Genomic DNA, 26,651 nt, shown 5'->3' on the forward strand with positions numbered 1-26,651 from the left:
GGACAGGCCCTGGCGGGCACGCGGGACGCGCGCACGGACCAGTCACCTGATGGGGTGAAGCGGAACGGGAAGAAGAGTCGGGGATCTTCCCGTTCTGTCCATCCTTGGGCATGCAGCGAAGCAACTCGGGGGACGTGAGGTACGACGATCCCTGGTACGACGCCCTGGCCTCGGGCTGGGGCGAGTCGGCCGGCCCGGCGGAGGCGGCGGTGCCGGCCCGCCGCGCGGACGGGGCCGACGTCTACCTCGAAGTACAGCGCAGCGCGGCCTTCCAGGAGGTGCGCAGCCGGTACCGGCGGTTCGTGGTCCCGGCGGTCGCCGCCTTCCTCACCTGGTACGTGGCGTACGTCGTGACCGCCACGACCGCACCGGGACTGATGGCACGGCCCGTCGCGGGCGCCGTGAACCTGGGCATGCTCGCCGGGCTCGGCCAGTTCCTGACCACCTTCCTGCTCACCTGGGCCTACGTCCGCCACGCGCGGCTGCGCCGGGACCGGGCGGCGCTGGAACTGCGCTGGGACGCCCAGGAGCTGGCGCGCGGGAGAGGCGGCGCGGCATGACGGGCGATCACCGGCTTCCGGCACTGCTGCTGTTCGGCGCGTTCGTCGCGGTGACCCTGGTCATCACGACCTGGGTGAGCCGCCACCGGCAGGGCTCGGCGGAGGAGTTCTACGCGGGCGGCCGGCTCTTCTCCCCGATGGAAAATGGTTTTGCCATCGCGGGCGACTACATGTCGGCCGCGTCCTTCCTCGGCATCTCCGGACTCATCGCGCTCGTCGGCTACGACGGGATGCTCTACTCGGTGGGTTTCCTGGTGGCCTGGCTGGTGGTCCTGTTCCTGGTCGCGGAACTGGTGCGCAACTGCGGACGGTTCACGCTCGCCGACGTGGTCGCCGCACGCATGCGGGAGCGGCCGGTGCGCATCGCGGCGGGAACCTCCTCGGTCACCGTGTCCGTTCTGTATCTGGTGGCGCAGATGGTGGGCGCGGGCAGCCTGGTCGCGCTGCTGCTCGGCGGCACGGGCGAGGCGACCCGGGCCTGGACCGTCGTAGGCGTCGGCGTGCTCATGGTCATCTACGTGTCGTTGGGAGGGATGCGGGCCACCACCTGGATCCAGATCGTCAAGGCGGTCCTGCTGCTCGGCGGCACCATCGCGCTGACCGTCCTCGTCCTGCTGCGGTTCCACGGCGACTTCAACCGGCTGCTCCTCACCGCGGCCGAACGCAGCGGTCACGGGGAGGCGTTCCTGGCACCCGGTCTCGCCTACGGCGGGGACTGGACCGCGCGGTTCGACTTCATCAGCCTGGGCCTCGCGCTGGTGCTCGGCACGGCCGGGCTGCCGCACATCCTGTCCCGCTTCTACACCGTCCCCACCGCGCGGGCGGCACGGCGGTCGGTCGTCTGGGCGATCGGGCTCATCGGCGGTTTCTACCTGATGACGATCGTGCTCGGCTTCGGCGCCGCCGCCCTCATCGGACCGGACACCGTGCGCGCCTCGAACGCGTCCGGGAACACGGCGGTGCCCCTGCTCGCCCTCGACCTGGGCGGCGGCGCCGGCTCCACCGGTGGAACGATCCTGTTCGCGATCGTCGCCGCGGTCGCCTTCGCCACGATCCTCGCCGTGGTCGCCGGAATCACGCTCGCCTCCTCGGCGTCCGTCGCGCACGACCTGTACGCCTCCCTGCGCCGCCGGCGCGGGAAGCCGCGCAGTGAGGTGGCCGTCGCCCGCGTCGCCTCGGTCGGCATCGGCCTGGTCGCGATCGGCCTCGGTCTGCTGGCCCGCGACCTCAACGTCGCGTTCCTGGTGGGCCTCGCCTTCGCCGTGGCCGCGTCCGCGAACCTGCCCGTGCTGCTGTACTCGCTGTTCTGGCGCGGCTTCACCACACGCGGTGCCGTGTGGGCCGTGTACGGGGGGCTGATCCCGGCCGTGGTGCTGGTGCTGCTGTCCCCCGTGGTGTCGGGCAGCCCCGCGTCGCTCTTCCCGGGCGCCGACTTCCAGCTCTTCCCGCTGCAGAACCCCGGCCTGGTCTCCGTCCCGCTGGGCTTCCTCGCGGGCTGGCTCGGCACGCTCACCTCGCCCGAGGTGCCCGACGAGGCCAAGCACGCGGAGACCGAGGTGCGCTCACTGACCGGCGCGGGGGCCGCGTAGGGCGTCCGGCGGAGACGGACGGTGCCGCCGTCCGCGGGAGTTCCCTCCCCCGCCCCCCATGGGCCGTGTCCTCACTCAGGCGCGGGTCGCCCACACATAACGGTGTTCCGGGCGGCCCGCGTCACCGTATTTCAGGGTCAGCGTGGCCCGCCCCGTACGCTCCAGGAGCTTCAGATAGCGCTGGGCGGTCTGGCGGCTCACCCCCGTGCGTTCGGCGATCTCCTGGGCCGACAGCGGGCCGCCCGCGTTCATCAGGGACTGCCGTACGAGTTCCGCGGTGGTGGGGGAGTGCCCCTTCGGCAACTGCGGCTCGGACGACGCCGACAGCGCGCCGAAGATGCGGTCCACCTCCGCCTGCTCCGCCTCACCCCCGCCGTCGAGGGTGCGGCGCAGCTCCGCGTACGCCTCCAGCTTGGCGCGCAGTCCGGCGAAGGCGAACGGCTTGACCAGGTACTGCAGGGCGCCCTGGCGCATCGCCGCCTGCACCGTCGACACGTCACGGGCCGCCGTCACCATGATCACGTCGGTCTGGTGCCCGCGCCGGCGCATCTCCTGCACCACCTCGAGCCCCGTCTCGTCGGGCAGATAGTGGTCCAGGAGCACGAGATCCAGCCGGGGCAGTGACTCCAGCCGGCCGAGAGCCTCGGCCGCGCTGTGCGCCTGACCGGCGACATGGAAGCCGGGCACCTTCTCGACGTACGCGGCGTTGACCCGCGCGACCCGCACGTCGTCGTCCACGACCAGGACCTCGATCATTCCGACTCCTCCTCGACGGTCCCCGGGACGGGCGCCCCGGTGAGCGCGGGTTCCGCGCCCGGCTCGGCCAGGGCCTCGGGCAGCACGACGGTGAACTCCGCGCCCCCGCCGGGCGCCTCGCCCACGTCCGCGCTGCCCCCCTGCCGCTCGGCGAGCCGGCGCACCAGCGGCAGCCCGATGCCCCGCTCGCGGTGGGCCGGCGGCTCCTTGGTGGACCAGCCCTCGGTGAAGATCAACTCGCGGTGCTCCGGCGGAATTCCGGGCCCGGTGTCGCGCACCACGAGTACCGCCGTACGGCCCTCGGCGCGCAGTTCGACCTCCACGCGCGCGTGCGGAGTGCCGGCGACGGCGTCCAGGGCGTTGTCCACCAGATTGCCGACGACGGTGACGAGCCCCCGGGGGTCGATCAGCCGGTCCGGCAGCCGGGTCCCGTCCGACACCCACAGCGCCACACCGCGCTCGGCCGCGACCGTCGCCTTGCCCACCAGCAGCGCCGCGAGCAGCGGATCCCGGATCTTCTCGGTGACCTGCTCCGACGTGGCCCGGTGATCGCCGACGACCTCGCCGACGAACTCCACCGCGTCGTCGTACATCTCCAGCTCCAGCAGCCCCAGCAGGGTGTGCATGCGGTTGGCGTGCTCGTGGTCCTGGGCGCGCAGCGCGTCGATCAGCCCCCGCGTGGAGTCCAGTTCCCGGCCGAGCCGGTCCAGCTCCGTGCGGTCGCGCAGGGTGGCCACGGCGCCGCCGTCGTCCGTCGGCATCCGGTTGGCGACCAGGACCCGCCGGCCGCGGACGGTGAGCAGATCGGTACCGGTCACCCGCCCGGCCAGCACATCGGCGGTGCGTCCCGCACCGAGCGCCAGGTCGGGGGAGTGGCCGACGGCCTCCTCGCCGATCCCCAGCAGGCGCTGCGCCTCGTCGTTCAGCAGGCGGATGCGGCCGGCGCGGTCCAGGGCGACGACGCCCTCCCGGATGCCGTGCAGCATCGCCTCACGCTCCGCGAGCAGCGCCGCGATGTCCGAGAAGGCCAGGTCGCGGGTCTGCCGCTGCACCCGCCGGGAGATCAGCCAGGCAGCGAGCGCGCCCACGGCCAGGGCGCCGCCGGCGTACGCGAACAGTCCAGGGATGGCGTGGATCAGCCGGGCCCGGACGCTGTCGTAGGCGATGCCGACGGAGACCGCCCCGACGATCTCCCCGTCGTCGTCCCGCAGCGGAACCTTGCCCCGCGCGGAGCGCCCCAGAGTGCCGTCGTCGATCTCCATGACGTCATGTCCGGCCAGCGCCTCACCGGGGTCGGTCGACACCAGGCCGCCGATCCGCTCCGGATCGGTGTGCGACCAGCGCACGCCCCGCCCATCCAGCACCACGATGTACTCGGCACCGGTGGCCTTCCGGATCCGTTCCGCCTCCCGCTGCACCGGCCCGTCCGGGGACGGCGCCGTGCCGCGCAGGTCCCGCGCCAGCTGCGGCTGCTGGGCGGTGGTCTGCGCGATCGCGAGCGCGCGGCGCATCGCCTGGTCGTCCAGCTGGTCGCCGAGCGGCGCGAGGAACAGCCCGGTGGCCAGCACCGCGACTCCCGCGGCGATCGCCAGCTGCATCAGCAGGACCTGCGAGAACACCCGCCGCGGCAGGCCGAGGCGCAGGCGGCGTGCGGGGGGAGTGGAGCTCATACCCATGACGGTACGTGGGCGGGCGCGGGGTGCCGCAGGGGTGTGGCGGGGATCTCCCGGGCCCGTGTTCCCGCGAGCGGGAGCGGTCAGCCCGCCAACGCCGCCAGGGTCACCTCGCGGACGCCCACGACGTCCATCCGCGCGGGCGAACCGAGCGCCGACCCGCAGCTCTCCGGACGGGGCGGCAGGGACGCGCCCCGGGCGACCTCCACCAGCCACCGGCGCCCGTCCCCGTGGGCGACGGTCACTTCCCAGCGGGGCGCCGCGCCGTCCGTCCGTACGACGCTCAGGGCCTCGGCGGCGTACTCGCCCACCGCGCGCCGGACGGCCAGCTCGGCCGCCTGACCGGGCCGCTCCCAGGCGGAGCCTCCCCGGCATCCCTCGACGACGATCCGACCCTCCCGCGCGCCGTGCAGCACCTCCTTGACGGTGTGCGCCTCGGCCCGCCCGTACGCGTAGCCGTACGGCAGCACGAGCACCGTGGGGGAGAAGCGGTGACCGCCCAGGTGGGTGACCTCCCAGACACCCTCGACCCCGGAGGCGGCGAGTTCGGCCGCCAGGGGCCGTCCGAGGAGGGCGCAGCAGCGGTCGCGTTTGCCGTTGGTGCAGACGAGGGCGAGGGGGCCGCCCTCGTGGGGCCGTCCGCCGAGCGCGGTCGCGAAGGACTCTGGCTCGCCCCTGCCGAGCGCGGCGAAGTCGAGGTCGAGCAGGCGTTCGGGGTCCGTGGTGGTGGCGTACAGCCACACGTTTCCAGGAACGGTGTGGGCCACGTACACCCGGCGCGTGGCGGGCGTCCGGCGGTCCGCGTGCCGTCCGGGTCGCCGTATGAGCGCGATCCGCACCCCGCTGCCCTGCGCGGCGGCCTCCAGGGCGCGGCCCAGCGCGGGATCGAGGTGGCTGGAGGTGAGCGCCTTGGCACCCCAGGGGCCGGGCTGCTCCAGCAGCAGCCAGGTCCGCGCGGTGGCCGCGGTTCCCGCGACCGGCTCATCGAACTCACGGGAGACGTTCGAGCACGTGCTACTCACAAAGGTGAGCCTAACCTGACTTGCTCGCGAGTGGCTTGTCGGCCCGCCCGTACATCGTGGGCCGACCGCGTCCGTGGGCGCGCACGGCCCAATGATGACAATTGCCTTGAACGAGGCTGATCATCGATTCTTCGCTTACTCGTCACTCTTACGGAGGATTCCTCGGAGTGGGAGTGCCCTCACGCCCCCGAGTGATAGGAATGCCGCACGCGTTGCGTCCTTTGAGGTGCGAGCGGGTCCGACCATCTGCGAGCCTCCCCCGGTCGGGAGGCAGACCTGCGACGATGCCATCGCGCGTCGCGTGGCAGCGGGCGCAGGCGCTCGCGTCTTGAGAAGCAGAGGAAATTGAACAGTGAGTCAGATCGTCCGCCGTCTCGGTGTCGCTCCGCGCTATCGAGGCAGTACTGGTGGTGGAACATGTCCCGATATCTTCGAGCTGGCTGACGGGAACTTCGCCGTCATCGGCACGGATGCCACCGATTCACTCGATTCCCAACTGCCCGAGGACGCCGCACGTGCCGACTACGAACGCATCGTCGTGATCACCAGAGAGACCCTGATCAAGGCGAAGGCGGACATCCCGGACGCCTAGTCACGCATCGAGTGGTGGGTCCCCGACCACCTACCACTCGTCGGTGTCGGCCTCGTCCAGCTGCAGCAGCAGATCGTCGATCAGCCGGCCGAGCTCTGCTTCTTCCGTCCCCGTCAGGCTCGCACGCTGTTGCCGGGTCGCGTACCAGTACTCCCTGACGATCGGGTTCTGGAGCATGCCCCGGGCGTGTTTGAAGAACTCGTCCCTGGTGAGGTTGCCGATGCGGTAGTAGCAGAGCAGGTTCGTGTACAGGGCGTTGGCGAAAAGGAACTGGCGTCGCTTCTGGACGGTGACCGGCACCTCGAAGATGTCCAGGACTTCGGTGAGTTCGGGGTTGTCCATCGCCTTGCTCAGCAGCTCCCAGTGCTGGCGCTGCTGCATGGCCAGGTTGGCCTGCTGCTGAGTGAGCGCACGCTCCTCCAGGTGCTCCAGTCGTTCGTTGATCGTGTCGAGGATGTGCCGCTGTGCCGCTATGGCGGCACAGGCGCCTGCCGCCATGCCCAGGCAGGCCGCGACCGCGGAGCGGAGCCCCCGTATCCCACTGTTCCGTGTGGCCATGTCAAATACCCCCGATCAGGCCGCCGTCCGCCGGTCGTCGGGTTGCGGGTCGACTGTGGGGAACCGGCGAGCGGTGGGCGGCGCTTGCCGCCTTCCAGGGTGCCGAGCGGCTCTGATCGGCGGGAAGGCGGCCAGGCGGCGCACGGAGGGAAGCGAGGGTCGCACAAACCGGCGCCTTGCCCAACGTCTGCCCCGTGGATGCTGCTAACAATCGTTCACTTCGCCGTCGTTCCGGGTACTCGTATCCTGGACTGTCAGTCGGTCTTCCGTGCGCACGCCGTGAGCGAGCCGGTGTGCGCACAGGTGTGAGAGGGGTCGCGTGTCGGAGCGGAGCAGCGGGCGGCAGATTCCGGTGGTCGTCCTGGCCGGATTTCTCGGCTCGGGGAAGACCACCCTGCTCAACCACCTTCTCCACCGCAGCGGCGGCAGCCGCATCGGTGCCGTCGTCAACGACTTCGGGGCCATCGAGATCGACGCGATGGCCGTCGCCGGGGCGCTCGGTGACTCGACCGTGTCGCTGGGCAACGGGTGCCTGTGCTGTGCCGTGGACGGCAGCGAACTCGACGTGTACCTCGAGCGGCTGGCCCGCCCCTCCGCCGGGATCGACGTCATCGTCATCGAGGCCAGCGGCCTCGCCGAACCGCAGGAACTCGTGCGGATGGTGCTCGCCAGCGAGCATCCGGACCTCGTGTACGGCGGACTCGTCGAGGTCGTGGACGCCGCCGAGTTCGACGACACCCGGGCCAGGCACCCGGAGATCGACCGGCACCTCGCCCTCGCGGACCTCGTGGTCGTCAACAAGATGGACCGGGTCACCGACGCCTCGCGCGTACTGACCCTGGTCCGGTCCCTCGTCGACCGCGCGGCCGTCGTCCCCGCCACGCACGGCCGTGTCGACCCGGAGTTCCTCTTCGACTGCAGGCCGAGCGAGGAGCGCGTCGGGCAGCTGTCGTTCGACGATCTGCACCACGCCGACCACTCCGAGCACCTGCACGCCGCGTACGACAGCGTCTCCTTCGTCTCCGAGCGCCCGCTGGACCCGCGGCGGCTGATCCGGTTCCTGGACAGCCGGCCCGAAGGGCTCTACCGGATCAAGGGGTACGTCGACTTCGGTCCGTACGACGTCGGCAACCGGTACGCCGTACATGCCGTGGGACCGTTCCTGCGGTTCTACCCCGAGCCCTGGCCCGCCGGCGGGGAGCGGCTCACGCAGCTCGTCCTCATCGGCTCGGGCATCGACGCCACCGCCCTCGGCGAGGAGCTGGAGGCGTGCGCGAGCGACGGCGCCCCACACGCCGACGACCACGGCATGTGGGGCGTTCTCCGCTATGTGCAGGGGGCGGCGGAGGACCCGGCCGCCTAGACCGGGCCCGCCACCACCGACACCGTCTTCGGCAGGGAGACGCCCGAGCCGTCACGGCGCGGGTCGGGTTCCGGGAGGGTCACCGCCGCGCCGTTCTTCTGCGCGGCACGGGCCGGGAGCGGGCCCGCCCAGGCCAGGGCCAGGCAGTCCTCGCCCTTCAGGAACCGCTGGCAGCGCACACCGCCGGTGGCCCGGCCCTTGCGCGGGTACTGGTCGAACGGGGTCAGCTTGGCCGTCGTCTGGACCGAGTCGTCCAGCGTGCCCCGCGAACCCGCGACCGTGAACACCACCGCGTCCGCGGCCGGATCGACCGCCGTGAAGGAGATGACCTTCGCCCCCTCGGTGAGCTTGATGCCCGTCATACCGCCCGCGGGACGGCCCTGCGGCCGGACCTGCGCGGCCGGGTAGCGCAGCAGCTGCGCGTCGTCGCTGATGAAGACCAGGTCCTCCTCGCCCGTGCGCAGCTCGACCGCGCCGACGATCCGGTCGCCCTCCTTGAGCGTGATGACCTCCAGCTCCTCCTTGCTGGAGGGGTAGTCGGGCACCACGCGCTTGACGACACCCTGCTCCGTGCCGAGCGCCAGGCCGGGCGACGACTCGTCGAGCGTGGTCAGGCACACCACCTGCTCGTCGTCCTCCAGGGACACGAACTCGGCCAGGGGCGCTCCGCCCGAGAGGTTCGGCGTCGGCATCGCCTGCGGGAGCTGCGGCAGGTCGATCACGTTCAGCCGGAGCAGCCGGCCGGACGAGGTGACGACGCCGATCTCGCCGCGGGCCGTCGCCGGCACCGCCGAGACGATCACGTCGTGCTTGACCCGCTTGCCGTCGTCGGCGAGCGGCTCGTTGTCCGCCGTGCGGGCGAGCAGGCCCGTGGAGGACAGCAGCACCCGGCACGGGTCGTCCGCCACCTGCAGCGGTACGGCGACGGCCGGGGCGCCGGCCGACTCCAGCAGCAGCGTACGGCGGTCGTTGCCGAACTTCTTCGCCACCGCGGCCAGTTCCGCGGAGACCAGCTTGCGCAGCTCCGCGTCCGAGTCCAGGATCCGGGTCAGCTCCTCGATCTCCGCGTTCAGCCGGTCCTGCTCGGCCTCCAGCTCGATCCGGTCGTACTTGGTGAGGCGGCGCAGCGGCGTGTCCAGGATGTACTGGGTCTGGATGTCGCTGAGGGAGAACCGCTCCATCAGGCGCTGCTTGGCCTGCGCGGAGTTCTCGCTGGAGCGGATGAGACGGATGACCTCGTCGATGTCCACCAGGGCCGTGAGCAGGCCCTCGACCAGGTGGAGGCGGTCGCGCCGCTTGCCGCGGCGGAACTCCGAACGCCGGCGTACGACGTTGAAGCGGTGGTCGAGGTAGACCTCCAGGAGTTCCTTGAGGCCCAGGGTGAGCGGCTGGCCGTCCACCAGCGCCACGTTGTTGATGCCGAAGGACTCCTCCATCGGCGTCAGCTTGTAGAGCTGCTCCAGGACCGCTTCCGGCACGAAGCCGTTCTTGATCTCGATGACCAGCCGCAGACCGTGCTCGCGGTCGGTGAGGTCCTTGACGTCGGCGATGCCCTGGAGCTTCTTCGAGCCGACCAGGTCCTTGATCTTGCCGATCACCTTCTCCGGGCCGACCGTGAAGGGCAGCTCGGTGACGACGAGGCCCTTGCGGCGGGCCGTCACGTCCTCCACGGTGACCGTCGCGCGGATCTTGAACGTGCCGCGGCCCGACTCGTACGCGTCCCGGACGCCGGACAGGCCGACGATCCGGCCGCCGGTGGGCAGGTCGGGGCCCGGGACGTGCTTCATCAGGGCGTCGAGATCGGCGTTCGGATACCTGATCAGGTGCCGCGCGGCCGCGACGACCTCGCGCAGGTTGTGCGGCGGCATGTTGGTGGCCATACCGACGGCGATGCCCGACGCGCCGTTCACCAGCAGGTTCGGGAAGGCGGCGGGCAGCGCCACCGGTTCCTGCTCCTGCCCGTCGTAGTTGGGCGCGAAGTCGACCGTGTCCTCGTCGATGGACTCGGTCATCAGGCTGGTGGCCTCGGCCATCCGGCACTCGGTGTACCGCATGGCGGCGGGCGGGTCGTCGTTGCCCAGCGAGCCGAAGTTGCCGTGGCCGTCGACCAGGGGGACGCGCATCGAGAACGGCTGGGCCATGCGGACCAGGGCGTCGTAGATCGACGCGTCGCCGTGGGGGTGCAGCTTGCCCATGACCTCGCCGACGACGCGGGCGCACTTCACGTAGCCGCGCTCGGGCCGCAGGCCCATCTCGTTCATCTGGTAGACGATGCGGCGGTGCACCGGCTTGAGGCCGTCGCGCGCGTCCGGCAGGGCGCGGGAGTAGATGACCGAGTACGCGTACTCGAGGAAGGAGCCCTGCATCTCGTCGACGACGTCGATGTCGAGGATCTTCTCCTCGTACGAGTCGTCGGGCGGCGGGGTCTTCGTGCTGCGGCGGGCCATCGCTGCCGGCTCCTTGCTGAAGCGTTTTGGACGGGATCTGACGCGGACCATTGTGGACCGTCGCACTGACAGACGGGACCAGGGTCCCGGGTCCGGGCGGTTGATGGGGGGCGGGGGAGCAGGGTACGCGGTGCGTGTGATCGGCTTTTTGCGGGGTTCCTGGTGATCGGGGTGAAGTGGGTTGGGGGTGGGTCGCGCGGCCCGGCGCCGGCGGGGTGGCTCCCCCACTCTCGGCTTCGCTCGAGCGGGAGGTGCCCCCACCGCCCACCCGTGTGGGGCTGGGCGGGTGCCCGGTGTCGTGGCCGGCCGAGGGTGTTCCCGCTGCCCGGCGCTTGCGGGGTGCCGTCGCGCCCACCCGTGCCGCCCCAGCGGCACGACTGCCCGCGGCTGACGCGGATCGCGGGGATGGCGGTAGCGGCTGCCTGTGGAAAGGCGGTATGTGGTGGCGAACGCCTGCGGAGAGCGGAGGTGCTGTCCGCGGACCGCGGACCGCGGTCTGCGGCTCGCGGGTGCCCGCGTGTCCCCGGCATTCTCGCTCTCGGCGTATCCCGGTCGCGTCGGGAACTTCGTCGGGGGTCCGCGCGCTTGCATACAGTGGCAGGACCGGCAGAAACGGCGGTTTCGACGACCGCCTCCGCGATCGAAGGGACGTACATGCCCATGGGTCACACGGCCACAGCCCAGGCAGGCTCCGGCGGCCTGACAGCGACCGAGCACCGCCTGGCCAACGGCCTGCGCGTGGTGCTCTCCGAGGACCACCTGACCCCGGTCGCCGCGGTGTGCCTCTGGTACGACGTGGGTTCGCGTCACGAGGTCAAGGGACGTACGGGTCTGGCTCACCTCTTCGAGCACCTGATGTTCCAGGGCTCCGCCCAGGTGAGGGGCAACGGTCACTTCGAGCTGGTCCAGGGCGCCGGCGGCTCCCTCAACGGCACCACCAGTTTCGAGCGCACCAACTACTTCGAGACCATGCCCGCCCACCAGCTGGAGCTCGCCCTCTGGCTGGAGGCCGACCGCATGGGCTCCCTGCTGACCGCCCTGGACGACGAGTCCATGGAGAACCAGCGCGACGTCGTCAAGAACGAGCGCCGCCAGCGCTACGACAACGTCCCCTACGGCACCGCCTTCGAGAAGCTGACCGCCCTCGCCTACCCGGAGGGCCACCCGTACCACCACACGCCCATCGGCTCGATGGCGGACCTGGACGCGGCCACCCTGGAAGACGCCCGTCAGTTCTTCCGCACGTACTACGCGCCGAACAACGCCGTGCTCTCCGTCGTCGGCGACATCGACCCGGAGCAGACGCTCGCCTGGATCGAGAAGTACTTCGGCTCCATCCCGGGCCACGACGGCAAGCCCGCCCCGCGCGACGGCTCGCTGCCCGACGTCATCGGCGGGCAGCTGCGCGAGATCGTCGAGGAGGAGGTCCCCGCGCGTGCGCTGATGGCCGCCTACCGCCTGCCGGAGGACGGCACGCGCGCGTGCGACGCCGTCGACCTGGCGCTCACCGTCCTCGGCGGCGGCGAGTCCTCGCGGCTCTACAACCGGCTGGTACGGCGCGACCGTACGGCCGTGGCCGCCGGCTTCGGCCTGCTGCGGCTGGCCGGGGCGCCCTCCCTGGGCTGGCTGGACGTGAAGACGTCCGGCGACGTGGAGGTGCCGGTCATCGAGGCCGCCATCGACGAGGAGCTCGCCCGGTTCGCCGAGCAGGGCCCCACGGCGGAGGAGATGGAACGCGCGCAGGCCCAGCTGGAGCGCGAGTGGCTGGACCGGCTCGGCACGGTCGCCGGCCGCGCCGACGAACTGTGCCGGTACGCGGTCCTGTTCGGCGACCCGCAGCTCGCCCTGACCGCCGTACAGCGCGTCCTGGAGGTGACGGCGGAGGAGGTGCAGGAGGTCGCCAAGGCCCGCCTGCGTCCCGACAACCGCGCGGTGCTCGTCTACGAACCCGTCGCCCCGGAAGCCGAGGACGCCGAGGACACAGAGGAAGCCGCCGCAGCCGCCGGCACCGACGAGAACGAGGAGGCGGCGAAGTGACCGAGCTCGCCACGATGGACTTCCACCCGCAGCCGCAGGCGGGCGACGCCAAGCCCTGGGCCTTCCCGGCCCCCGAGCGCGGCACGCTCGACAACGGCCTGACCGTGCTGCGCTGCCACCGCCCCGGCCAGCAGGTCGTCGCCGTCGAGGTGCTCCTCGACGCGCCCCTGGAGGCCGAGCCGGCCGGCCTCGACGGTGTCGCCACGATCATGGCGCGGGCCTTCTCCGAGGGCACCGACAAGCACTCCGCCGAGGAGTTCGCCGCCGAGCTGGAGCGCTGCGGCGCCACCCTGGACGCGCACGCCGACCACCCCGGCGTCCGCCTCAGCCTGGAGGTCCCGGCCTCCCGGCTCACCAAGGGGCTCGGGCTGCTCGCCGACGCGCTCAGGGCGCCCGCGTTCGCCGACAGCGAGGTCGAGCGGCTGGTCCGCAACCGCCTCGACGAGATCCCGCACGAGCTGGCCAACCCCTCCCGCCGCGCCGCCAAGGAGCTCTCCAAGGAGCTGTTCCCGGCGAGCGCCCGTATGTCGCGTCCGCGCCAGGGCACCGAGGAGACGGTCGCCGGCATCGACTCCGCGGCCGTACGCGCCTTCTACGAGAAGCACGTCCGCCCCGCCACGGCGACCGCCGTGGTCGTCGGCGACCTCACCGGCATCGACCTGGACGCGCTGCTCGGCGACACCCTGGGCGCCTGGACCGGCTCCTCGGCGCAGCCGCGGCCCGTTCCGCCGGTGGTCGCCGACGACACCGGGCGTGTCGTGATCGTGGACCGCCCCGGCGCCGTCCAGACGCAGCTGCTGATCGGCCGTATCGGCGCGGACCGGCACGACCGCGTGTGGCCCGCGCAGGTCCTCGGCACGTACTGCCTCGGCGGCACCCTCACCTCCCGCCTGGACCGCGTGCTGCGCGAGGAGAAGGGCTACACCTACGGCGTGCGGTCGTTCGGGCAGGTCCTCAGGTCAGCCCCGGACGGCACCGGCGCGGCGATGCTGGCCATCAGCGGCTCCGTCGACACCCCGAACACCGGCCCCGCTCTCGAGGACCTGTGGACGGTGCTGCGCACGCTCGCCGCCGACGGGCTCACCGACGACGAACGTGATGTCGCCGTGCAGAACCTCGTGGGTGTGGCGCCGCTCAAGTACGAGACCGCCGCGGCCGTCGCGAGCACCCTGGCCGACCAGGTCGAGCAGCACCTGCCCGACCACTACCAGGCCGACCTGTACCGGCAGTTGGCCGCGACCGGCACCGTGGAGGCCACCGCGGCCGTCGTGAACGCCTTCCCGGTGGACCGTCTGGTGACGATCCTCGTCGGTGACGCGGCGCAGATCAAGGCGCCCGTCGAGGCCCTCGGCATCGGTGAAGTCACCGTCGTGACGGCCGAGTAGCGAGCGGCGAGGACGCACGCGCGTGGGGCCCTGGTGACACGAAAGTCACCAGGGCCCGCTTATGCCCGAATCGGGGCGGAAGTTGCCTGTCTGGCCTGTGGGATGCGCTACAAAAACCGGGATTCGTTTGAGGATTGGGAGACGGCCCGCTTAGCGTCATCCGGGCTGTTCGTCGGGCAGTGCGCCGCATCCGCGGCACCGGACAGCCATCGCCGAGTCCCCCTACGGCGCGAGCCAGGGGAGCCGGGGACCCACCGCAGTCCCTGGGGTGAATCGGACGCCCGCGCGTGTCGCGAGGGGGTCCGTAGGAGACCTTCCTGCTCCGAACCCGTCAGCTAACCCGGTAGGCGAGAGGGAAGGAAAGGACCAGCCTGTACATGGCGTTCACCCGCGCCCCGGGCAAGCACCGTCGTCCCAGCCGGACGCAGCGCGGCACCGCCCGCGTGGCGGGCGTCGCGGCGCTCACCACCACCGGCGTCGTCGGCTCCCTCGCGACTCCCGCACTCGCCGCCGAGCCCGCTGCCGCACAGACCGGCCTCACGCCCGTCGTCACCCTGGGCGACGCGGTAGCCGACCGGATCGACGCCCAGGCGGCCGCCCAGCACGAGGCAGCCCGGGAGGCGGCCGAGGCCGCCGCGCGCAAGGCCGCCGAGGAGGCCGCGCGCGAGAAGGCCGCCAAGGCGGCCGAGGAGGCCCGCGCGGAGAAGGAGCGCGCCGCGCGGGAGGCCGAGCGCGAGCGCCTCAACACCTTCGTCTCCCCGATCCCCGGCTCGTACGTCTCGACCGGCTACAAGACCGGCGGCGCCGTCTGGTCCTCCGGCAGCCACACCGGTGTCGACTTCCACGCCGCGAGCGGCACCCCCGTCCAGTCGGTCGGCATCGGCACCGTCGTCGAGGCCGGCTGGGGCGGCTCGTACGGCAACCAGGTCGTCATCAGGATGAACGACGGCACGTACACCCAGTACGGTCACCTGTCGTCCATCGCCGTCTCGGTGGGCCAGCAGGTCGCCGCCGGGCAGCAGATCGGCCTCTCCGGCGCCACCGGCAACGTCACGGGCGCGCATCTGCACTTCGAGGCCCGCACGGGCGCCGATTACGGCTCCGACCTCGACCCCGTCGCCTACCTCCGCGCGCACGGCGTGAACCTCTGAACCGTCCGCTTCCCGATGCCCCGGCTCCCCGAGCCGGGGCATCGGTGTTTCTGGGCATCGCCTGTCCACGCATCGCCTGTCCAAAAAATATGCATGGATTCCGGTCCGCCGTCGTGAATTCCCGCCGATTGCAATAGAGTCGCGGAACACACGTCAATCGTCGACGTTTCACGGGGATTAAGCCGGAGGTTCGTCATGCGTATTCCCGCGCACTCGGTGTGCACGGCGATCCGGGACGACATCGTCGCGGGTGTCCACGAGCGCGGCGGCCGGCTCACCGAGGAAGTCCTCGCCCGCCGTTACGGCGTCTCCCGCGTCCCCGTCCGGGAGGCGCTGCGCACGCTGGAGGCCGAGGGGTTCGTGGTGACGCGGCGGCACGCGGGCGCGTGCGTCGCGGAACCCACCGAGCAGGAGGCCGCCGATCTGCTGGAGATGCGCATGCTCCTCGAGCCGCTCGGTGCCTCCCGCGCGGCCCAGCGCCGCACCGAGGCCCATCTGAAGGTGCTGCGCGGCCTGGTCCGGCTGGGGCAGGAACGCGCCCGCCAGGGCAACAGCGACGACCTGCGCTCCCTGAGCGGCTGGTTCCACGAGACGCTCGCCCAGGCCACCGGCAGCCCGGCGCTGACCTCGACGCTGACCCAGCTGCGGCACAAGATCGCCTGGATGTACGCCGCCGAGGGGCCGTCCGACCCCGTCGAGTACTGGGCGGAGCACGGCGCGATCGTGGACGCCGTGGCACGCGGCGACGGCGACCGCGCGCGGTCCGTCACGGCGCTGCACACCGAGCGCGCGAGCGCCGGGCACCGCCTGCGTTTCGCCTCCGGCGCCGGCCGCACGGACCGTGTGAGGAACTCGCAACATGCCGTAAACATGCCGAGCATTCGGCATTAACACGGGTGCCGTATACAAAGAGGGAGCGTTTATCGGGGGTTATTTATGCTGCCCGCGAAAGGGAGAAGCTGCCCGTGACGGGGGAAAGCGAAAGGCCCGCCCGGTGGTCCGGGCGGGCCTTTCGGTATTACGTCCTCAGACGGTCTCGGGGAGTTCCTCGAGACCCTCGGAGACCAGCTTCGCCAGACGGTCCAGGGCGGCGTCCGCGCCCTCGGCGTCGGAGGCGAGGACGATCTCCTCGCCGCCCTGGGCGCCCAGGCCCAGGACGGCCAGCATGGAGGCCGCGTTGACGGGGTTGCCCCCGGCCTTGGCGATCGTCACCGGGACGCCTGCGGCCGTGGCGGCTCGGACGAAGATGGAGGCGGGGCGGGCGTGGAGACCCTCGGCCCAGCCGACGTTGACGCGGCGCTCAGCCATGTGTTGCTGCCCTTCGCTGTTCAGGGTTGTCTAGACCAGTTTCCCACATCGTGAAGCATGCCCGGAGCGTGCCGGGAGCGTGCCCGAAGCGGCATCCGCTCCCGCTCCCGGTGACAGCCGGACCGCGGCCTCGGCCCGGCTGTCGTCCACCACAGACTGCCTCGCGCCGTTGTCGTACGCGAGCCGTACTCTGGGGCCCATGCAGACCTCGTCGGACCGGCACGAGTATCCCGCCCACTGGGAGGCCGACGTGGTGCTGCGCGACGGCGGCACCGCGCGCATCCGCCCCATCACCGTCGATGACGCCGAGCGCCTGGTCAGCTTCTACGAGCAGGTGTCGGACGAGTCGAAGTACTACCGCTTCTTCGCGCCCTACCCTCGCCTGTCCGCCAAGGACGTCCACCGCTTCACGCACCACGACTTCGTGGACCGGGTGGGACTCGCGGCCACCATCGGCGGCGAGTTCATCGCCACCGTACGCTACGACCGGATCGGCGCCGACGGCACGCCCGCGTCCGCACCGGCCGACGAGGCCGAGGTCGCCTTCCTCGTCCAGGACGCCCACCAGGGCCGGGGCGTCGCCTCCGCCCTCCTCGAACACATCGGTGCCGTCGCGCGGGAGCGCGGCATCCGCCGTTTCGCGGCCGAGGTGCTGCCCGCCAACACCAAGATGATCAAGGTGTTCACCGACGCCGGGTACACCCAGAAGCGCAGCTTCGAGGACGGTGTCGTCCGTCTGGAGTTCGGCCTCGAACCCACCGACCGCTCCATGGCCGTGCAGCGCGCGCGCGAACAGCGTGCCGAGGCGCGCTCGGTGCAGCGGCTGCTCGCCCCCGGCTCGGTGGCCGTCGTCGGTGCCGGCCGCGCCCCCGGCGGCGTGGGCCGCAGCGTCCTCGACAACCTCCGGGACACCGGGTTCACCGGCCGGCTGTACGCCGTGAACAAGGCCTTGGGGGAGGGGGAGAAGGAGCTCGGCGGGGTGGCCGCGTTCCGCTCGGTGCGGGACATCGAGGGGCCCGTCGACCTCGCGGTCGTCGCGGTGCCCGCCGAGCGGGTCCCCGAGACCGTCACCGAGTGCGGTGAGCACGGCGTGCAGGGGCTCGTCGTCGTCTCCGCCGGCTACGCCGAGTCGGGCCCCGACGGCCGCGAACGCCAGCGCGCCCTCGTACGGCAGGCGCGCTCGTACGGCATGCGGATCATCGGCCCGAACGCCTTCGGCGTCATCAACACCTCGCCCGACGTGCGACTGAACGCCTCGCTCGCCCCGGAGACGCCCCGACCCGGCCGGATCGGACTGTTCGCCCAGTCCGGCGCCATCGGCGTCGCCCTGCTGTCCCGCCTGCACCGGCGCGGCGGCGGCGTCACGGGCGTCACCGGCGTGTCCACCTTCGTGTCGTCCGGGAACCGGGCAGACGTCTCCGGCAACGACGTCCTGCAGTACTGGTACGAGGACCCCGACACCGACGTCGTCCTGATGTACCTGGAGTCCATCGGCAACCCCCGCAAGTTCACCCGCCTCGCCCGGCGCACCGCGGCGGCGAAGCCGCTGGTCGTGGTCCAGGGCGCACGCCATGGAGCCGGTCCCCGGGGGCACGCCGTACGGGCGACCCGGCTGCCCCATTCGACGGTGTCCGCGCTGCTGCGCCAGGCCGGGGTGATCCGCGTGGACACCATCACCGAACTGGTCGACGCGGGCCTGCTGCTCGCCCGCCAGCCCCTGCCGGCCGGACCCCGGGTGGCGATCCTCGGCAACTCCGAGTCCCTGGGCCTGCTCACCTACGACGCCTGCCTCGCCGAGGGCCTGCGTCCGCATCCCCCGCTGGACCTCACCACCGCCGCCTCGGCGTCGGACTTCCACGCGGCGCTCTCCCGCGCGCTGGCCGACGACACGAGCGACGCGGTCGTCGTGACCGCGATCCCGGCGGTGGGGGAGGGCTCGGTCGGCGACGCGGCCCTGGCCCAGGCCCTGCGCTCGGCCGCCGCCGCGACCCCGTCCAAACCCGTCCTGGTGGTCCACGTGGAACTGGGCGGCCTCGCGGAGGCGTTGTCGGCCGCCACGAGCACGGCACCCCCTCCGGCGGCCGGCGCCGCGCCGCAGACGGTGACGGGCACGGCGTCCCGGCCGTCCGGCGCCGCGCCGCAGACGGTGACGGGCACGGCGTCCCGGCCGTCCGGCGCCGCGCCGCCCTCGGCCGCCGCGGGCGTCCTGCCGTCCGCCGGCAGCGGTGCGCGGGCCCGCGCGGATGCCTCGGACCGCGTCCGCGCGGCCGTCGACGGCGGCCCGCCGGCCCCCGTCGCGCCCCCCGAGGGCGCCCACCTCATCCCCGCCTACCCCGCCGCCGAACGCGCCGTCCGGGCGCTCGCCCAGGCCGTCGCGTACGGCCAGTGGCGGCGGGACGCCGCCGACCCCGGCAAGGTGCCGGAGTACGACGACATCGACGAGCGGGGTGCCGCCGCCCTCATCGACGGGCTCCTCTCGCGCGGGCAGGGCCTGACCCTCGGCACCGCCGAGACCTGCGACCTGCTCGGCACCTACGGCATCCACGTCCACCGCGCCCTCCCCGCCCCGGACCCCGGCACCGCCGCCGAGGCCGCGCGCACCCTCGGCTATCCCGTGGCCCTCAAGGCGACCGCCCCCCACCTGAGGCACCGCGCCGACCTGGGCGGCGTCCGCCTGGACCTGGCCGACGAGGAGCAACTGCGTCGGGCGTACAGCGAGTTGACGGAGCTGTTCGGCGCCCCGGAGGAGCTGCGCCCCGTGGTGCAGCGGATGGCCCCGCGCGGTGTCGACACCGTCGTGCGCGCGGTCATCGACCCCGCCGCCGGAGCCGTACTGTCCTTCGGCCTCGCCGGAGCCCCCTCCCAGCTGCTCGGGGACATGGCGCACCGGCTGATCCCGGTCGCCGACCGGGACGCGACCTCGCTGGTGCGGTCGATCCGGACCGCCCCGCTCCTGTTCGGCTGGCGCGGTTCGGCACCGGTCGACACCCCGGCGCTGGAGGAGCTGATGCTGCGGGTGTCGCGGCTGGTCGACGATCATCCGGAGGTCGTCGCGGTCACCCTGGAACCGGTGGTCGTCGCCCCGCGCGGCGTGAGCGTCCTCGGCGCGTCCGTACGCCTGGCCCCGCCGCCCGCCCGTGACGACCTCGGCCCGCGGACCCTCCCCGCGTACTGACCGGTGCCTCGCAGTCAGTGGTCCCCCGTAGGATGGGCGTCATGGCCAAGACCAGTACGACGACCCAGGGGCTGCGGGCGGCGATCGAGCGCAGCGGCTACTACCCGGCCCTCGTGGCCGAGGCGGTGGAGGCCGCCGTGGGCGGCGAGCCCGTCCGGTCGTACCTGGTCCATCAGGAGACGACGTTCGACCAGAACGAGGTGCGGCGGCATGTCACCGTGCTCGTCCTCACCGGCAACCGCTTCATCGTCAGCCACACCGACGAGCAGGCCGCGGACAACACCTCCCCGACGCCGTACGCCACCACGTCCACGGAGTCGGTCAAGCTCGGCCGGATCTCGTCGATCGTGGTCAGCCGTGTGGTCGCCAACCCGGAGTCGTACAAGCCGGGCACGCTGCCGCGCGAGATCGTGCTCACCATCGGCTGGGGCGCCGTCTCCCGCATCGACCTGGAGCCGGCCGCCTGCGGCGACCCCAATTGCGAGGCCGACCACGGCTACACGGGCAGCTCCACGGCCGACGACCTGAGCCTGCGCGTCAGCGAGGCCGGCGACGGCCCGGAGACGGTACGCCAGGCCCTCACCTTCGCGCAGGCCCTGTCCGAGGCGACCGCGGACCAGACACGCTGATGCCACAGCCCACCCCCGGCGCGCGACCCGCACCGGGCGCCCAGCCTGCACCGGGTGTCCAGTCCGCATCCGGTGCGCGGCCCGCGCCCCGCCCGCAGGCTCCCCGTCCCGCACCGCCCGCCCGCACCCCGCAGTCCGCGTCCACCGCCCGGCCGACGCCCCCCGCGCGGCCCGCGCCGCTCCCGCCCCCCACCGCCTGGGACGACGCGCACCCGCGACCCCTCGCCCTCGGCTCCGCGCCCCTGCCCGAATACGGCACCGGTTCGCTCGCCGACCTGCTGCCCACGCTCGCCGCCGGTATGGCTGTCCCCGGTATGACCGCCGCGATCCCCGAGCTGATCCCCGCCGACCGGAACTGCGTGTTCCTGATCGACGGGCTGGGCTGGGAGCAGTTGAAGGCGCACCCAGAGGAAGCCCCCTTCATGACGTCCCTGCTCGCCGCCTCGCGCGGCGGCACCGGCCGTCCGATCACCGCCGGGTACCCGGCCACGACCGCCACCTCCCTGGCCTCCGTCGGCACCGGTCTGCCGCCGGGCGCGCACGGTCTGCCCGGCTACACCGTGCGCAACCCGGACACCGGCGAGCTGATGAACCAGCTCCGCTGGCAGCCCTGGACCCCGCCCGGCCCCTGGCAGCCGTACCCCACCGTCTTCGAGCTGGCCCACCGCGCGGGCGTGCACGCCGCACAGGTCACCTCCCCGGCCTTCGCGAACACCCCGCTGACCAAGGTCGCGCTCAGCGGCGGCAGCTTCCACGGGCGGCTGTCCGGCGAGGAGCGCATGGACGTCGCGGCCGAGCAGCTGGCCGCCGCCGACCGCTCCCTGGTCTACACGTACTACGCCGAGGTCGACGGCGCGGGCCACCGCTTCGGCGTCGACTCCGACACCTGGCGCGGCCAGCTCATGTACGTCGACCGCCTGGTCCAGCGCCTGGCCGAACAGCTCCCTGCGCGCAGCGCGCTCTACGTCACCGCCGACCACGGCATGGTCGACATCCCCTTCGACGAGGACCACCGCATCGACTTCGACGAGGACTGGGAGCTGAAGGCCGGCGTCGCCCTGCTCGGTGGCGAGGGCCGCGCCCGGCACGTCTACGCCGTACCGGGCGCCGCCGACGACGTGCTGACCTGCTGGCGCGAGGTGCTCGGCGAGCAGTTCTGGGTGGCCTCGCGCGACGAGGCGATCGAGGCGGGCTGGTTCGGTCCGACGGTCGACGAGCGCGTGTACCACCGGATCGGCGACGTGGTCGCCGCCGCGCGGGACGACGTCCTGCTGATCGCCTCCGAGCGGGAGCCCAGGGAGTCGGCGATGGTCGGCAACCACGGTTCGATGACCCCTGCCGAGCAGCTGGTCCCGCTGCTCGAAGTACGCTCCTGAGCCCCTGACGACTCGCCCACGCCCCCTGACCCTGTTGCTGAAAGGTGCCTGACCCCTCATGCCCGAGCTGGTGTTCTTCTCCGGAACCATGGACTGCGGGAAGTCGACACTTGCTCTGCAGATCGGTCACAACCGGTCGGCACGAGGGCTACAAGGTGTGATCTTCACGCGGGACGACCGTGCGGGGGAGGGGAAGCTTTCCTCGCGGCTGGGCCTGGTGACGGAGGCGACCGAGGCGGCTCCGGGCATGGATCTGCACGCCTACCTCGTGGATCGGCTGTCGCGGGGCGGCAGGGTGGACTACGTGATCGTGGACGAGGCGCAGTTCCTCGCCCCGGAGCAGATCGACCAGCTGGCACGCGTCGTGGACGACCTGGGCCTGGACGTCTTCGCCTTCGGCATCACCACCGACTTCCGCACGAAGCTGTTCCCCGGCTCGCAGCGGCTGATCGAGCTGGCGGACCGGATCGAGACCCTCCAGGTCGAGGCGATGTGCTGGTGTGGTGCGCGTGCCACGCACAACGCCCGCACGGTGGGCGGCGAGATGGTCGTCGAGGGCGAGCAGGTCGTCGTCGGAGATGTGAACGGCCCGGCCGCGGAGGTCGGTTACGAAGTGCTGTGCCGACGTCACCACCGCCGCCGGATGACAAGTGTCTCCGCACACGCCGGCGCGCTCTCACCGGACGTCCTGCCGGTGGCCCCGCCTGAGTGACACCGGCCGAACCGCCGGTCACGGGGCCTTTTCCACCTCCTCTTGAGGTGGTGGGAGGAGGGCTCGAGGTGTGCCGGCCCACGGCTGCGGCCGCTGATCGGAACGAGCACCGCCCACCGCCACCCCCACGAGGCCGTCGACCAGCCGGCGTCCCTCGCGGGGCGGGGCCGCGGCGGAAGCGCTGTCGCACGGAACGTTGGACGCGCCGTCAACCGAACGCATACGTTCGCGCACATGGGTGACACCCCTTTTCGGCGCCTGGTCGTGCTTGACGTACCTGCTGCCCTCGGATTCGCACTGCTTCCGCACGTGTCGGCACTGCGGCCGGCCGGGGGCGGCGAGGTGAGCGGCGGCACCGTAGGGCTGTTGTCGCTGAGCGCCGCGCTGGCGTTGGCCGCCCGCCGGCTGTGGCCCGTCCCGGTCTTCGGATTCGTCCTGACCACCGCCTGCGTGGCACTGGCGGTCGGCGCCGGACCGGCCCTGTTCCTGGCCGCCTCCTACGCCCTGTACGCGGTGGCCACGACGAGGAGCGGGCCACCGGTGCTGTCCGCGGCCTTCGTCGCGGGGCTGTGCGCCGCGGGCGCGGCCCTGCTCACGGTCACGGGAGGGCAGAGCCAGCAGGGCGGCGGCAAGGCCGTGCAGACCGTGTTCGGACTGCTCGTTCTCGGCGCCACCTGGGCGGCGGGTTCGGCCGTCCGGGAACGGCGGGAGAGCACGCGGCGCGCCATCGAGCGTGCGGCCGAGCAGGCGAAGACCGAGGAACGCCTCCGCATCGCCCGTGACATCCACGACGTCGTCACGCACAGTGTGGGCCTGATCGTGATCAAGGCCGGTGTCGCCAACCACGTGATCGACACCCGCCCGGAGGAGGCGCGGGAAGCCCTGGCGGTGATCGAGGACGTCAGCCGCAGGGCGCTGCGCGACATGCGCGGCACCCTTAAGGCGTTGCGCCACGAGCAGGAGGGCGCGGAACAGGAACTCCGGCCGGTACGAGGGCTGTCGGACCTGCCCGCTCTGGTCCGGGCGGCCGAGGCGGCCGGCGTCCGCGTCGACCTGCGGTCCCGGTACGCGGAGGAACCACCGGACGGTGTGGCGCTGTCCGCCTTCCGGATCGTCCAGGAGGCGCTGACCAACGTCGTCAAGCACGCCGCGCCGACCCGCTGCCGGGTGCACCTCACCTCGCAGCAGGGGACGTTGACGATCGAGGTGGCCGACGAGGGCCCCGGACCGGGGCACCGGCCGACCGTGCCCGGCGGTGGAATGGGCCTCGTCGGAATGAAGGAGCGGGTCGCCGCGCACGGCGGCACCCTCAGAGCCGGACCGGAACCGGCCGGCGGTTTCCGGGTCCTGGCGACGCTGCCCTACTGAGCGGAACTCATGCGCAAGTATGAGGTCGAGCCGTGGAGGCCCGTCGGCAGTCCCGTCCCGGGACCGATGCGGCCGACGAGACGCTCGACGAGACTCACCCTGTGATCGACGTCCAGAAGTTGACCAAGCGGTACGGGCGGAACACGGTCGTGGACGGCCTCACCTTCACGGTGCGGTCAGGGGCGGTCACCGGGTTCCTGGGCCCCAACGGAGCCGGCAAGTCCACGACGATGCGCATGATGCTCGGCCTCACCCGCCCGGACGCCGGATCCACCCGCATCGACGGCCGCGCCTATCACGAACTGAGGCACCCGGCCCGGCATGTCGGTGCCCTGCTGGAGACAGCCGCACCCCACCGCGGCCTGACCGCCGCCGACCACCTGCTGTGGCTCGCGAGGAGCAACCGGATCGCCCGGCGACGAGTCGGAGAGGTCCTCGCGACGGTCGGTCTGACGGAGGCGGCCCGGCGGCGGATCGGGACCTTCTCCCTCGGCATGGGCCGGCGGCTCGGCCTGGCCGCGGCCCTGCTCGGGGACCCGCCCGTCCTCGTGCTCGACGAGCCGGTCAACGGCCTGGACACCGAAGGCGTCAAGTGGCTGCGCGAACTGCTGCGCGCGATGGCCGCCGAAGGCCGGACCGTCCTCGTCTCCAGCCACCTGATGGCCGAGATGTCCCTGGTCGCGGACGACCTGATCATCATCAGCCGCGGGCAACTCCTGGCCGGGACCAGCATGTCGGACTTCATCCGGCGCCACGGACGGACGTACGTGCGCGTGCGGACGGCCGAACCCCTGCGGCTCCACGGTGAACTGGAGAAGAAGGGAGCCTCGCTGAGGCTCGTACCGGACGGCGGCCTGGAAATCGACGGCCTGTCGGCGGCCGAGATCAGCCGGCTGGCCGCGGCGGTCGGCGTCCCGCTCGAAGAACTGAGCACGCACACGGGATCCCTCGAGGACACGTTCCTCGAGCTCGTCGGCAAGGGAGGAAGCGACACCCATGTCTGAGACGGCCGCGGCCGTCCGGGCCGAGTTCACCAAGCTGCTGGGCATCCGGGGCACGCTCGTCGCCCTGCTGCTGTTCGCACCCTTCAGTCTCCTGATCGCAGCCCTGGGCGGGTGGTCCGCGAAGGGCGCCATCGAATCCGACAGTCCCGGGCTCCGCTCCGACTTCACCCCTCAGCAGGCGGGCCTGGACGGCGTCCTCTACGGTCAGCTCGCCCTGATCGTGTTCGGAGTGCTCATCGTCTCCAGCGAGTACACGTCGGGGATGATGCGGGTCTCCCTGCTCGCCGTGCCCCGGCGCGGCCGGCTCTACGCGGCGAAGACGGCCGTCACCGCCGCCGCCACCGCGGCCCTCGCGATCCCCGTCACGGTCGTCGGCTACCTGGTCACCCAGCTCGCCCTCGGGCCCCACGGCGCCTCGATCGGCGCGAGCGGTGTCCCTCGCGCCCTGGCCGGCGCGGTGCTCTACCTGACGCTGATGAGCCTGTTCGCGGCGGGCCTCGCCGCGACGGCCCGCAGCGCCGTCGTTCCCTTGGCCGTTCTGCTCCCCATGGTGCTCGCCGGCTCCCAGATCCTGTCCGTCGTCGGAGCGACGAAGGAGGTGGTGCGGTACTTCCCCGACCGGGCCGGCATGCGGATGCTCACCGTCGGCGCGGACGACGCGTACACCGGGTTCGCGGTCCTGCTCGCGTGGACCGTCGCGGCGCTGGCCCTCGGCTCCTACCGGCATCACCGGTGGGACGCGTGACGGGACGTGGCCGAGGCATGCGCCCCGTGCGTCCGGGACGTGCCGGCCCGCGGGTTCCCGGACAGGTCACGGGCCGAACAGGCCGGCCCGGACCGCAGGACCGACGGGGAGGAGCCATGTCCGCGCTCCACGAGCCCTCCCTACAGCCCCCGAAGCGCGGGAGCCGGGAGCGGCGGGACTGCTAAAGTCGCGCATTCCGACGGCCCATGACCAGCGTGTGAGGAATACGGAATGGCTGAGGCGGTCCGGGTACTGATCGCGGACGACCAGGCACTGTTGCGCGGTAGTTTCCGTGTCCTCGTCGATTCGACACCGGGAATGGAGGCGGTCGGTGAGGCGGGCGACGGCGTCCAGGCGGTGCGACTCGCCCGTGAACTCAAGCCGGACGTCGTCCTGATGGATCTGCGCATGCCCGTCGAGGACGGCATCACCGCCACGCGGGAGATCTGCTCCGACGACACCATGGCCGGCGTGCGGGTCCTGGCCCTCACGATGTTCGACATGGACGAGTACGTCTACCCGGCCCTCCAGGCGGGCGCGAGCGGATTCATGCTGAAGGACGCCTCGCCGGCCGACCTGGTCGCCGGCATTCGCGTCATCGCCACCGGTGAGGGTGTGCTGGCGCCCACGGTCACCCGCCGCCTCATCGCGAACTTCTCCCGCCACGACCGAACGGCCCGCCCCGCCCCGCGGCTCGTCGGGCTCACCAAGCGGGAGCATGAAGTGCTCGTGCTGATCGCGAACGGCCTGTCGAACGCCGAGATCTCCGGGCGACTGGTGATCAGCCTGCCCACCGTGAAGACCCATGTGAGCAGCCTCCTCGCCAAGCTGAACGCCCGCGACCGCGCCCAACTGGTCATCATCGCCTACGAGAGCGGACTCGCCGAGCGGGGGATGCCGGCCTGACGGGCTTTCGGCGGAAGCGCTCCGGCCGGCCGCCGCACCCCGCACCCGGCCGACGCACCCCGCACCCGCCGGACGCGCACCACTGACCGTCCGGTGGCATCGCCGGACATCTCGCCGAACAACTGATCGACGTGTTGGCGGATCCGGCTATGATCTTCCACGGCAAGGCCGTAGCGCAGAGGTCGTCGCGCCCTAGCATCAAGCTGGAGGACGTCGGTTCGAATCCGACCGGCCTTGCCGCCCTTGTCGTGGAGGAACGTCGATTGGCGTCGGTCCGTCCTGGGCGGGCGGAGGG

Annotated in this window: 22 protein-coding genes and 1 riboswitch; of the genes, 16 read left to right on the forward strand and 6 right to left on the reverse strand. The window is 72.2% G+C overall.

Annotated elements, in window-relative coordinates; genetic code table 11:
• Positions 1-110 precede the first annotated feature (110 nt).
• Both AMK33_RS00480 and AMK33_RS00485 read left to right on the forward strand, forming a co-directional pair.
• A complete protein-coding gene (locus AMK33_RS00480) occupies positions 111-560 on the forward strand; it encodes a DUF485 domain-containing protein (RefSeq protein WP_107424980.1) in 450 nt (149 codons plus the stop codon).
• Positions 557-2,149, forward strand: coding sequence for a solute symporter family protein (locus AMK33_RS00485; protein ID WP_073930663.1), 1,593 nt, complete (start codon positions 557-559; stop codon positions 2,147-2,149). The genes AMK33_RS00480 and AMK33_RS00485 overlap by 4 nt, the downstream gene beginning before the upstream one ends.
• A gap of 75 nt (positions 2,150-2,224) precedes the next feature.
• Here AMK33_RS00485 and AMK33_RS00490 read toward each other — a convergent pair whose 3' ends face one another.
• The 3 genes from AMK33_RS00490 to AMK33_RS00500 form a co-directional block, all read right to left on the reverse strand.
• Positions 2,225-2,905, reverse strand: a complete 681-nt coding sequence (locus AMK33_RS00490) for a response regulator (RefSeq protein WP_073930664.1) — start codon at positions 2,903-2,905, stop codon at positions 2,225-2,227.
• Positions 2,902-4,575: a sensor histidine kinase gene (locus AMK33_RS00495; protein WP_073930665.1), complete on the reverse strand. Its 1,674-nt coding sequence runs from the start codon at positions 4,573-4,575 to the stop codon at positions 2,902-2,904. The genes AMK33_RS00490 and AMK33_RS00495 overlap by 4 nt, the downstream gene beginning before the upstream one ends.
• Positions 4,576-4,661: 86 nt before the next feature.
• On the reverse strand, positions 4,662-5,600 hold the full coding sequence (locus tag AMK33_RS00500) for a sucrase ferredoxin (RefSeq protein ID WP_073930666.1): 939 nt from the start codon (positions 5,598-5,600) through the stop codon (positions 4,662-4,664).
• A 352-nt stretch (positions 5,601-5,952) separates the two neighbouring features.
• Between AMK33_RS00500 and AMK33_RS00505 the strand changes: the two genes are divergently transcribed.
• Positions 5,953-6,192 (forward strand): hypothetical protein, encoded by a 240-nt coding sequence (locus AMK33_RS00505; RefSeq protein ID WP_073930667.1) that lies wholly within the window; start codon positions 5,953-5,955, stop codon positions 6,190-6,192.
• A gap of 30 nt (positions 6,193-6,222) precedes the next feature.
• On the opposite strand, the gene AMK33_RS00510 is transcribed toward AMK33_RS00505, so the two are convergent.
• Complete coding sequence (locus tag AMK33_RS00510) at positions 6,223-6,750, reverse strand: DUF6082 family protein (RefSeq protein WP_073930668.1); 528 nt, start codon at positions 6,748-6,750, stop codon at positions 6,223-6,225.
• A gap of 319 nt (positions 6,751-7,069) precedes the next feature.
• Between AMK33_RS00510 and AMK33_RS00515 the strand changes: the two genes are divergently transcribed.
• A complete protein-coding gene (locus tag AMK33_RS00515; protein WP_073930669.1) occupies positions 7,070-8,113 on the forward strand; it encodes a CobW family GTP-binding protein in 1,044 nt (347 codons plus the stop codon).
• Here the strand turns inward: AMK33_RS00515 and AMK33_RS00520 are convergent.
• Complete coding sequence (locus tag AMK33_RS00520; RefSeq protein WP_073930670.1) at positions 8,110-10,560, reverse strand: DNA gyrase/topoisomerase IV subunit A; 2,451 nt, start codon at positions 10,558-10,560, stop codon at positions 8,110-8,112. The two genes, AMK33_RS00515 and AMK33_RS00520, sit on opposite strands and share 4 nt — an antisense overlap.
• A gap of 654 nt (positions 10,561-11,214) precedes the next feature.
• Between AMK33_RS00520 and AMK33_RS00525 the strand changes: the two genes are divergently transcribed.
• The 4 genes from AMK33_RS00525 to AMK33_RS00540 all read left to right on the forward strand — a co-directional run bounded on the left by AMK33_RS00525 (position 11,215) and on the right by AMK33_RS00540 (position 16,024).
• Entirely contained in the window at positions 11,215-12,597 is a 1,383-nt protein-coding gene (locus AMK33_RS00525; RefSeq protein WP_073930671.1) for a M16 family metallopeptidase, read from the forward strand.
• Positions 12,594-13,982 (forward strand): M16 family metallopeptidase, encoded by a 1,389-nt coding sequence (locus AMK33_RS00530; RefSeq protein ID WP_073930672.1) that lies wholly within the window; start codon positions 12,594-12,596, stop codon positions 13,980-13,982. Before AMK33_RS00525 ends, AMK33_RS00530 begins: the two co-directional genes overlap by 4 nt.
• A 200-nt stretch (positions 13,983-14,182) precedes the next feature.
• A riboswitch (cyclic di-AMP (ydaO/yuaA leader) is annotated at positions 14,183-14,347 on the forward strand.
• Positions 14,348-14,359: 12 nt separating this feature from the next.
• A complete protein-coding gene (locus tag AMK33_RS00535) occupies positions 14,360-15,133 on the forward strand; it encodes a M23 family metallopeptidase (protein ID WP_073930673.1) in 774 nt (257 codons plus the stop codon).
• A 195-nt stretch (positions 15,134-15,328) separates the two neighbouring features.
• Positions 15,329-16,024 (forward strand): GntR family transcriptional regulator, encoded by a 696-nt coding sequence (locus AMK33_RS00540; RefSeq protein WP_073930674.1) that lies wholly within the window; start codon positions 15,329-15,331, stop codon positions 16,022-16,024.
• 135 nt (positions 16,025-16,159) lie between these two features.
• Here AMK33_RS00540 and AMK33_RS00545 read toward each other — a convergent pair whose 3' ends face one another.
• Positions 16,160-16,441 (reverse strand): HPr family phosphocarrier protein, encoded by a 282-nt coding sequence (locus AMK33_RS00545; RefSeq protein WP_014675499.1) that lies wholly within the window; start codon positions 16,439-16,441, stop codon positions 16,160-16,162.
• Positions 16,442-16,640: 199 nt separating this feature from the next.
• Here AMK33_RS00545 and AMK33_RS00555 point away from each other — a divergent pair, with 199 nt between their 5' ends.
• The 8 genes from AMK33_RS00555 (at position 16,641) to AMK33_RS00590 (ending at position 26,356) form a co-directional block, all read left to right on the forward strand.
• The gene (locus AMK33_RS00555; RefSeq protein WP_073930675.1) at positions 16,641-19,616 is read left to right on the forward strand and encodes a bifunctional acetate--CoA ligase family protein/GNAT family N-acetyltransferase; all 2,976 of its coding nucleotides are present in this window, start codon (positions 16,641-16,643) and stop codon (positions 19,614-19,616) included.
• Positions 19,617-19,657: 41 nt separating this feature from the next.
• Complete coding sequence (locus AMK33_RS00560; protein WP_073930676.1) at positions 19,658-20,245, forward strand: DUF5998 family protein; 588 nt, start codon at positions 19,658-19,660, stop codon at positions 20,243-20,245.
• Complete coding sequence (locus AMK33_RS00565) at positions 20,245-21,621, forward strand: alkaline phosphatase family protein (RefSeq protein ID WP_235617935.1); 1,377 nt, start codon at positions 20,245-20,247, stop codon at positions 21,619-21,621. Before AMK33_RS00560 ends, AMK33_RS00565 begins: the two co-directional genes overlap by 1 nt.
• A 58-nt stretch (positions 21,622-21,679) precedes the next feature.
• Positions 21,680-22,333 (forward strand): thymidine kinase, encoded by a 654-nt coding sequence (locus AMK33_RS00570; protein WP_073930677.1) that lies wholly within the window; start codon positions 21,680-21,682, stop codon positions 22,331-22,333.
• A 234-nt stretch (positions 22,334-22,567) separates the two neighbouring features.
• Entirely contained in the window at positions 22,568-23,701 is a 1,134-nt protein-coding gene (locus AMK33_RS00575; RefSeq protein WP_079194690.1) for a sensor histidine kinase, read from the forward strand.
• A gap of 101 nt (positions 23,702-23,802) precedes the next feature.
• The gene (locus AMK33_RS00580; protein WP_073931456.1) at positions 23,803-24,705 is read left to right on the forward strand and encodes an ABC transporter ATP-binding protein; all 903 of its coding nucleotides are present in this window, start codon (positions 23,803-23,805) and stop codon (positions 24,703-24,705) included.
• Complete coding sequence (locus AMK33_RS00585; protein ID WP_073930678.1) at positions 24,698-25,450, forward strand: ABC transporter permease; 753 nt, start codon at positions 24,698-24,700, stop codon at positions 25,448-25,450. The genes AMK33_RS00580 and AMK33_RS00585 overlap by 8 nt, the downstream gene beginning before the upstream one ends.
• A gap of 231 nt (positions 25,451-25,681) precedes the next feature.
• Positions 25,682-26,356, forward strand: coding sequence for a response regulator (locus AMK33_RS00590; RefSeq protein ID WP_073930679.1), 675 nt, complete (start codon positions 25,682-25,684; stop codon positions 26,354-26,356).
• Positions 26,357-26,651: the final 295 nt, after the last annotated feature.

The organism is Streptomyces sp. CB02400, from assembly GCF_001905725.1.
Classification (GTDB): Bacteria; Actinomycetota; Actinomycetes; order Streptomycetales; family Streptomycetaceae; genus Streptomyces; species Streptomyces atrovirens.

Bases quoted from the DNA above. Each gene is read 5' to 3' on its own strand.
- AMK33_RS00585 (WP_073930678.1), top strand. From the start codon at position 24,698: ATGTCTGAGACGGCCGCGGCCGTCCGGGCCGAGTTCACCAAGCTGCTG.
- AMK33_RS00555 (WP_073930675.1), top strand. From the start codon at position 16,641: ATGCAGACCTCGTCGGACCGGCACGAGTATCCCGCCCACTGGGAGGCC.
- AMK33_RS00495 (WP_073930665.1), bottom strand. From the start codon at position 4,575: ATGAGCTCCACTCCCCCCGCACGCCGCCTGCGCCTCGGCCTGCCGCGG.
- AMK33_RS00545 (WP_014675499.1), bottom strand. From the start codon at position 16,441: ATGGCTGAGCGCCGCGTCAACGTCGGCTGGGCCGAGGGTCTCCACGCC.
- AMK33_RS00520 (WP_073930670.1), bottom strand. From the start codon at position 10,560: ATGGCCCGCCGCAGCACGAAGACCCCGCCGCCCGACGACTCGTACGAG.
- AMK33_RS00540 (WP_073930674.1), top strand. From the start codon at position 15,329: ATGCGTATTCCCGCGCACTCGGTGTGCACGGCGATCCGGGACGACATC.
- AMK33_RS00560 (WP_073930676.1), top strand. From the start codon at position 19,658: ATGGCCAAGACCAGTACGACGACCCAGGGGCTGCGGGCGGCGATCGAG.
- AMK33_RS00525 (WP_073930671.1), top strand. From the start codon at position 11,215: ATGCCCATGGGTCACACGGCCACAGCCCAGGCAGGCTCCGGCGGCCTG.
- AMK33_RS00590 (WP_073930679.1), top strand. From the start codon at position 25,682: ATGGCTGAGGCGGTCCGGGTACTGATCGCGGACGACCAGGCACTGTTG.
- AMK33_RS00535 (WP_073930673.1), top strand. From the start codon at position 14,360: ATGGCGTTCACCCGCGCCCCGGGCAAGCACCGTCGTCCCAGCCGGACG.
- AMK33_RS00570 (WP_073930677.1), top strand. From the start codon at position 21,680: ATGCCCGAGCTGGTGTTCTTCTCCGGAACCATGGACTGCGGGAAGTCG.
- AMK33_RS00485 (WP_073930663.1), top strand. From the start codon at position 557: ATGACGGGCGATCACCGGCTTCCGGCACTGCTGCTGTTCGGCGCGTTC.
- AMK33_RS00575 (WP_079194690.1), top strand. From the start codon at position 22,568: ATGGGTGACACCCCTTTTCGGCGCCTGGTCGTGCTTGACGTACCTGCT.
- AMK33_RS00565 (WP_235617935.1), top strand. From the start codon at position 20,245: ATGCCACAGCCCACCCCCGGCGCGCGACCCGCACCGGGCGCCCAGCCT.
- AMK33_RS00480 (WP_107424980.1), top strand. From the start codon at position 111: ATGCAGCGAAGCAACTCGGGGGACGTGAGGTACGACGATCCCTGGTAC.
- AMK33_RS00490 (WP_073930664.1), bottom strand. From the start codon at position 2,905: ATGATCGAGGTCCTGGTCGTGGACGACGACGTGCGGGTCGCGCGGGTC.
- AMK33_RS00510 (WP_073930668.1), bottom strand. From the start codon at position 6,750: ATGGCCACACGGAACAGTGGGATACGGGGGCTCCGCTCCGCGGTCGCG.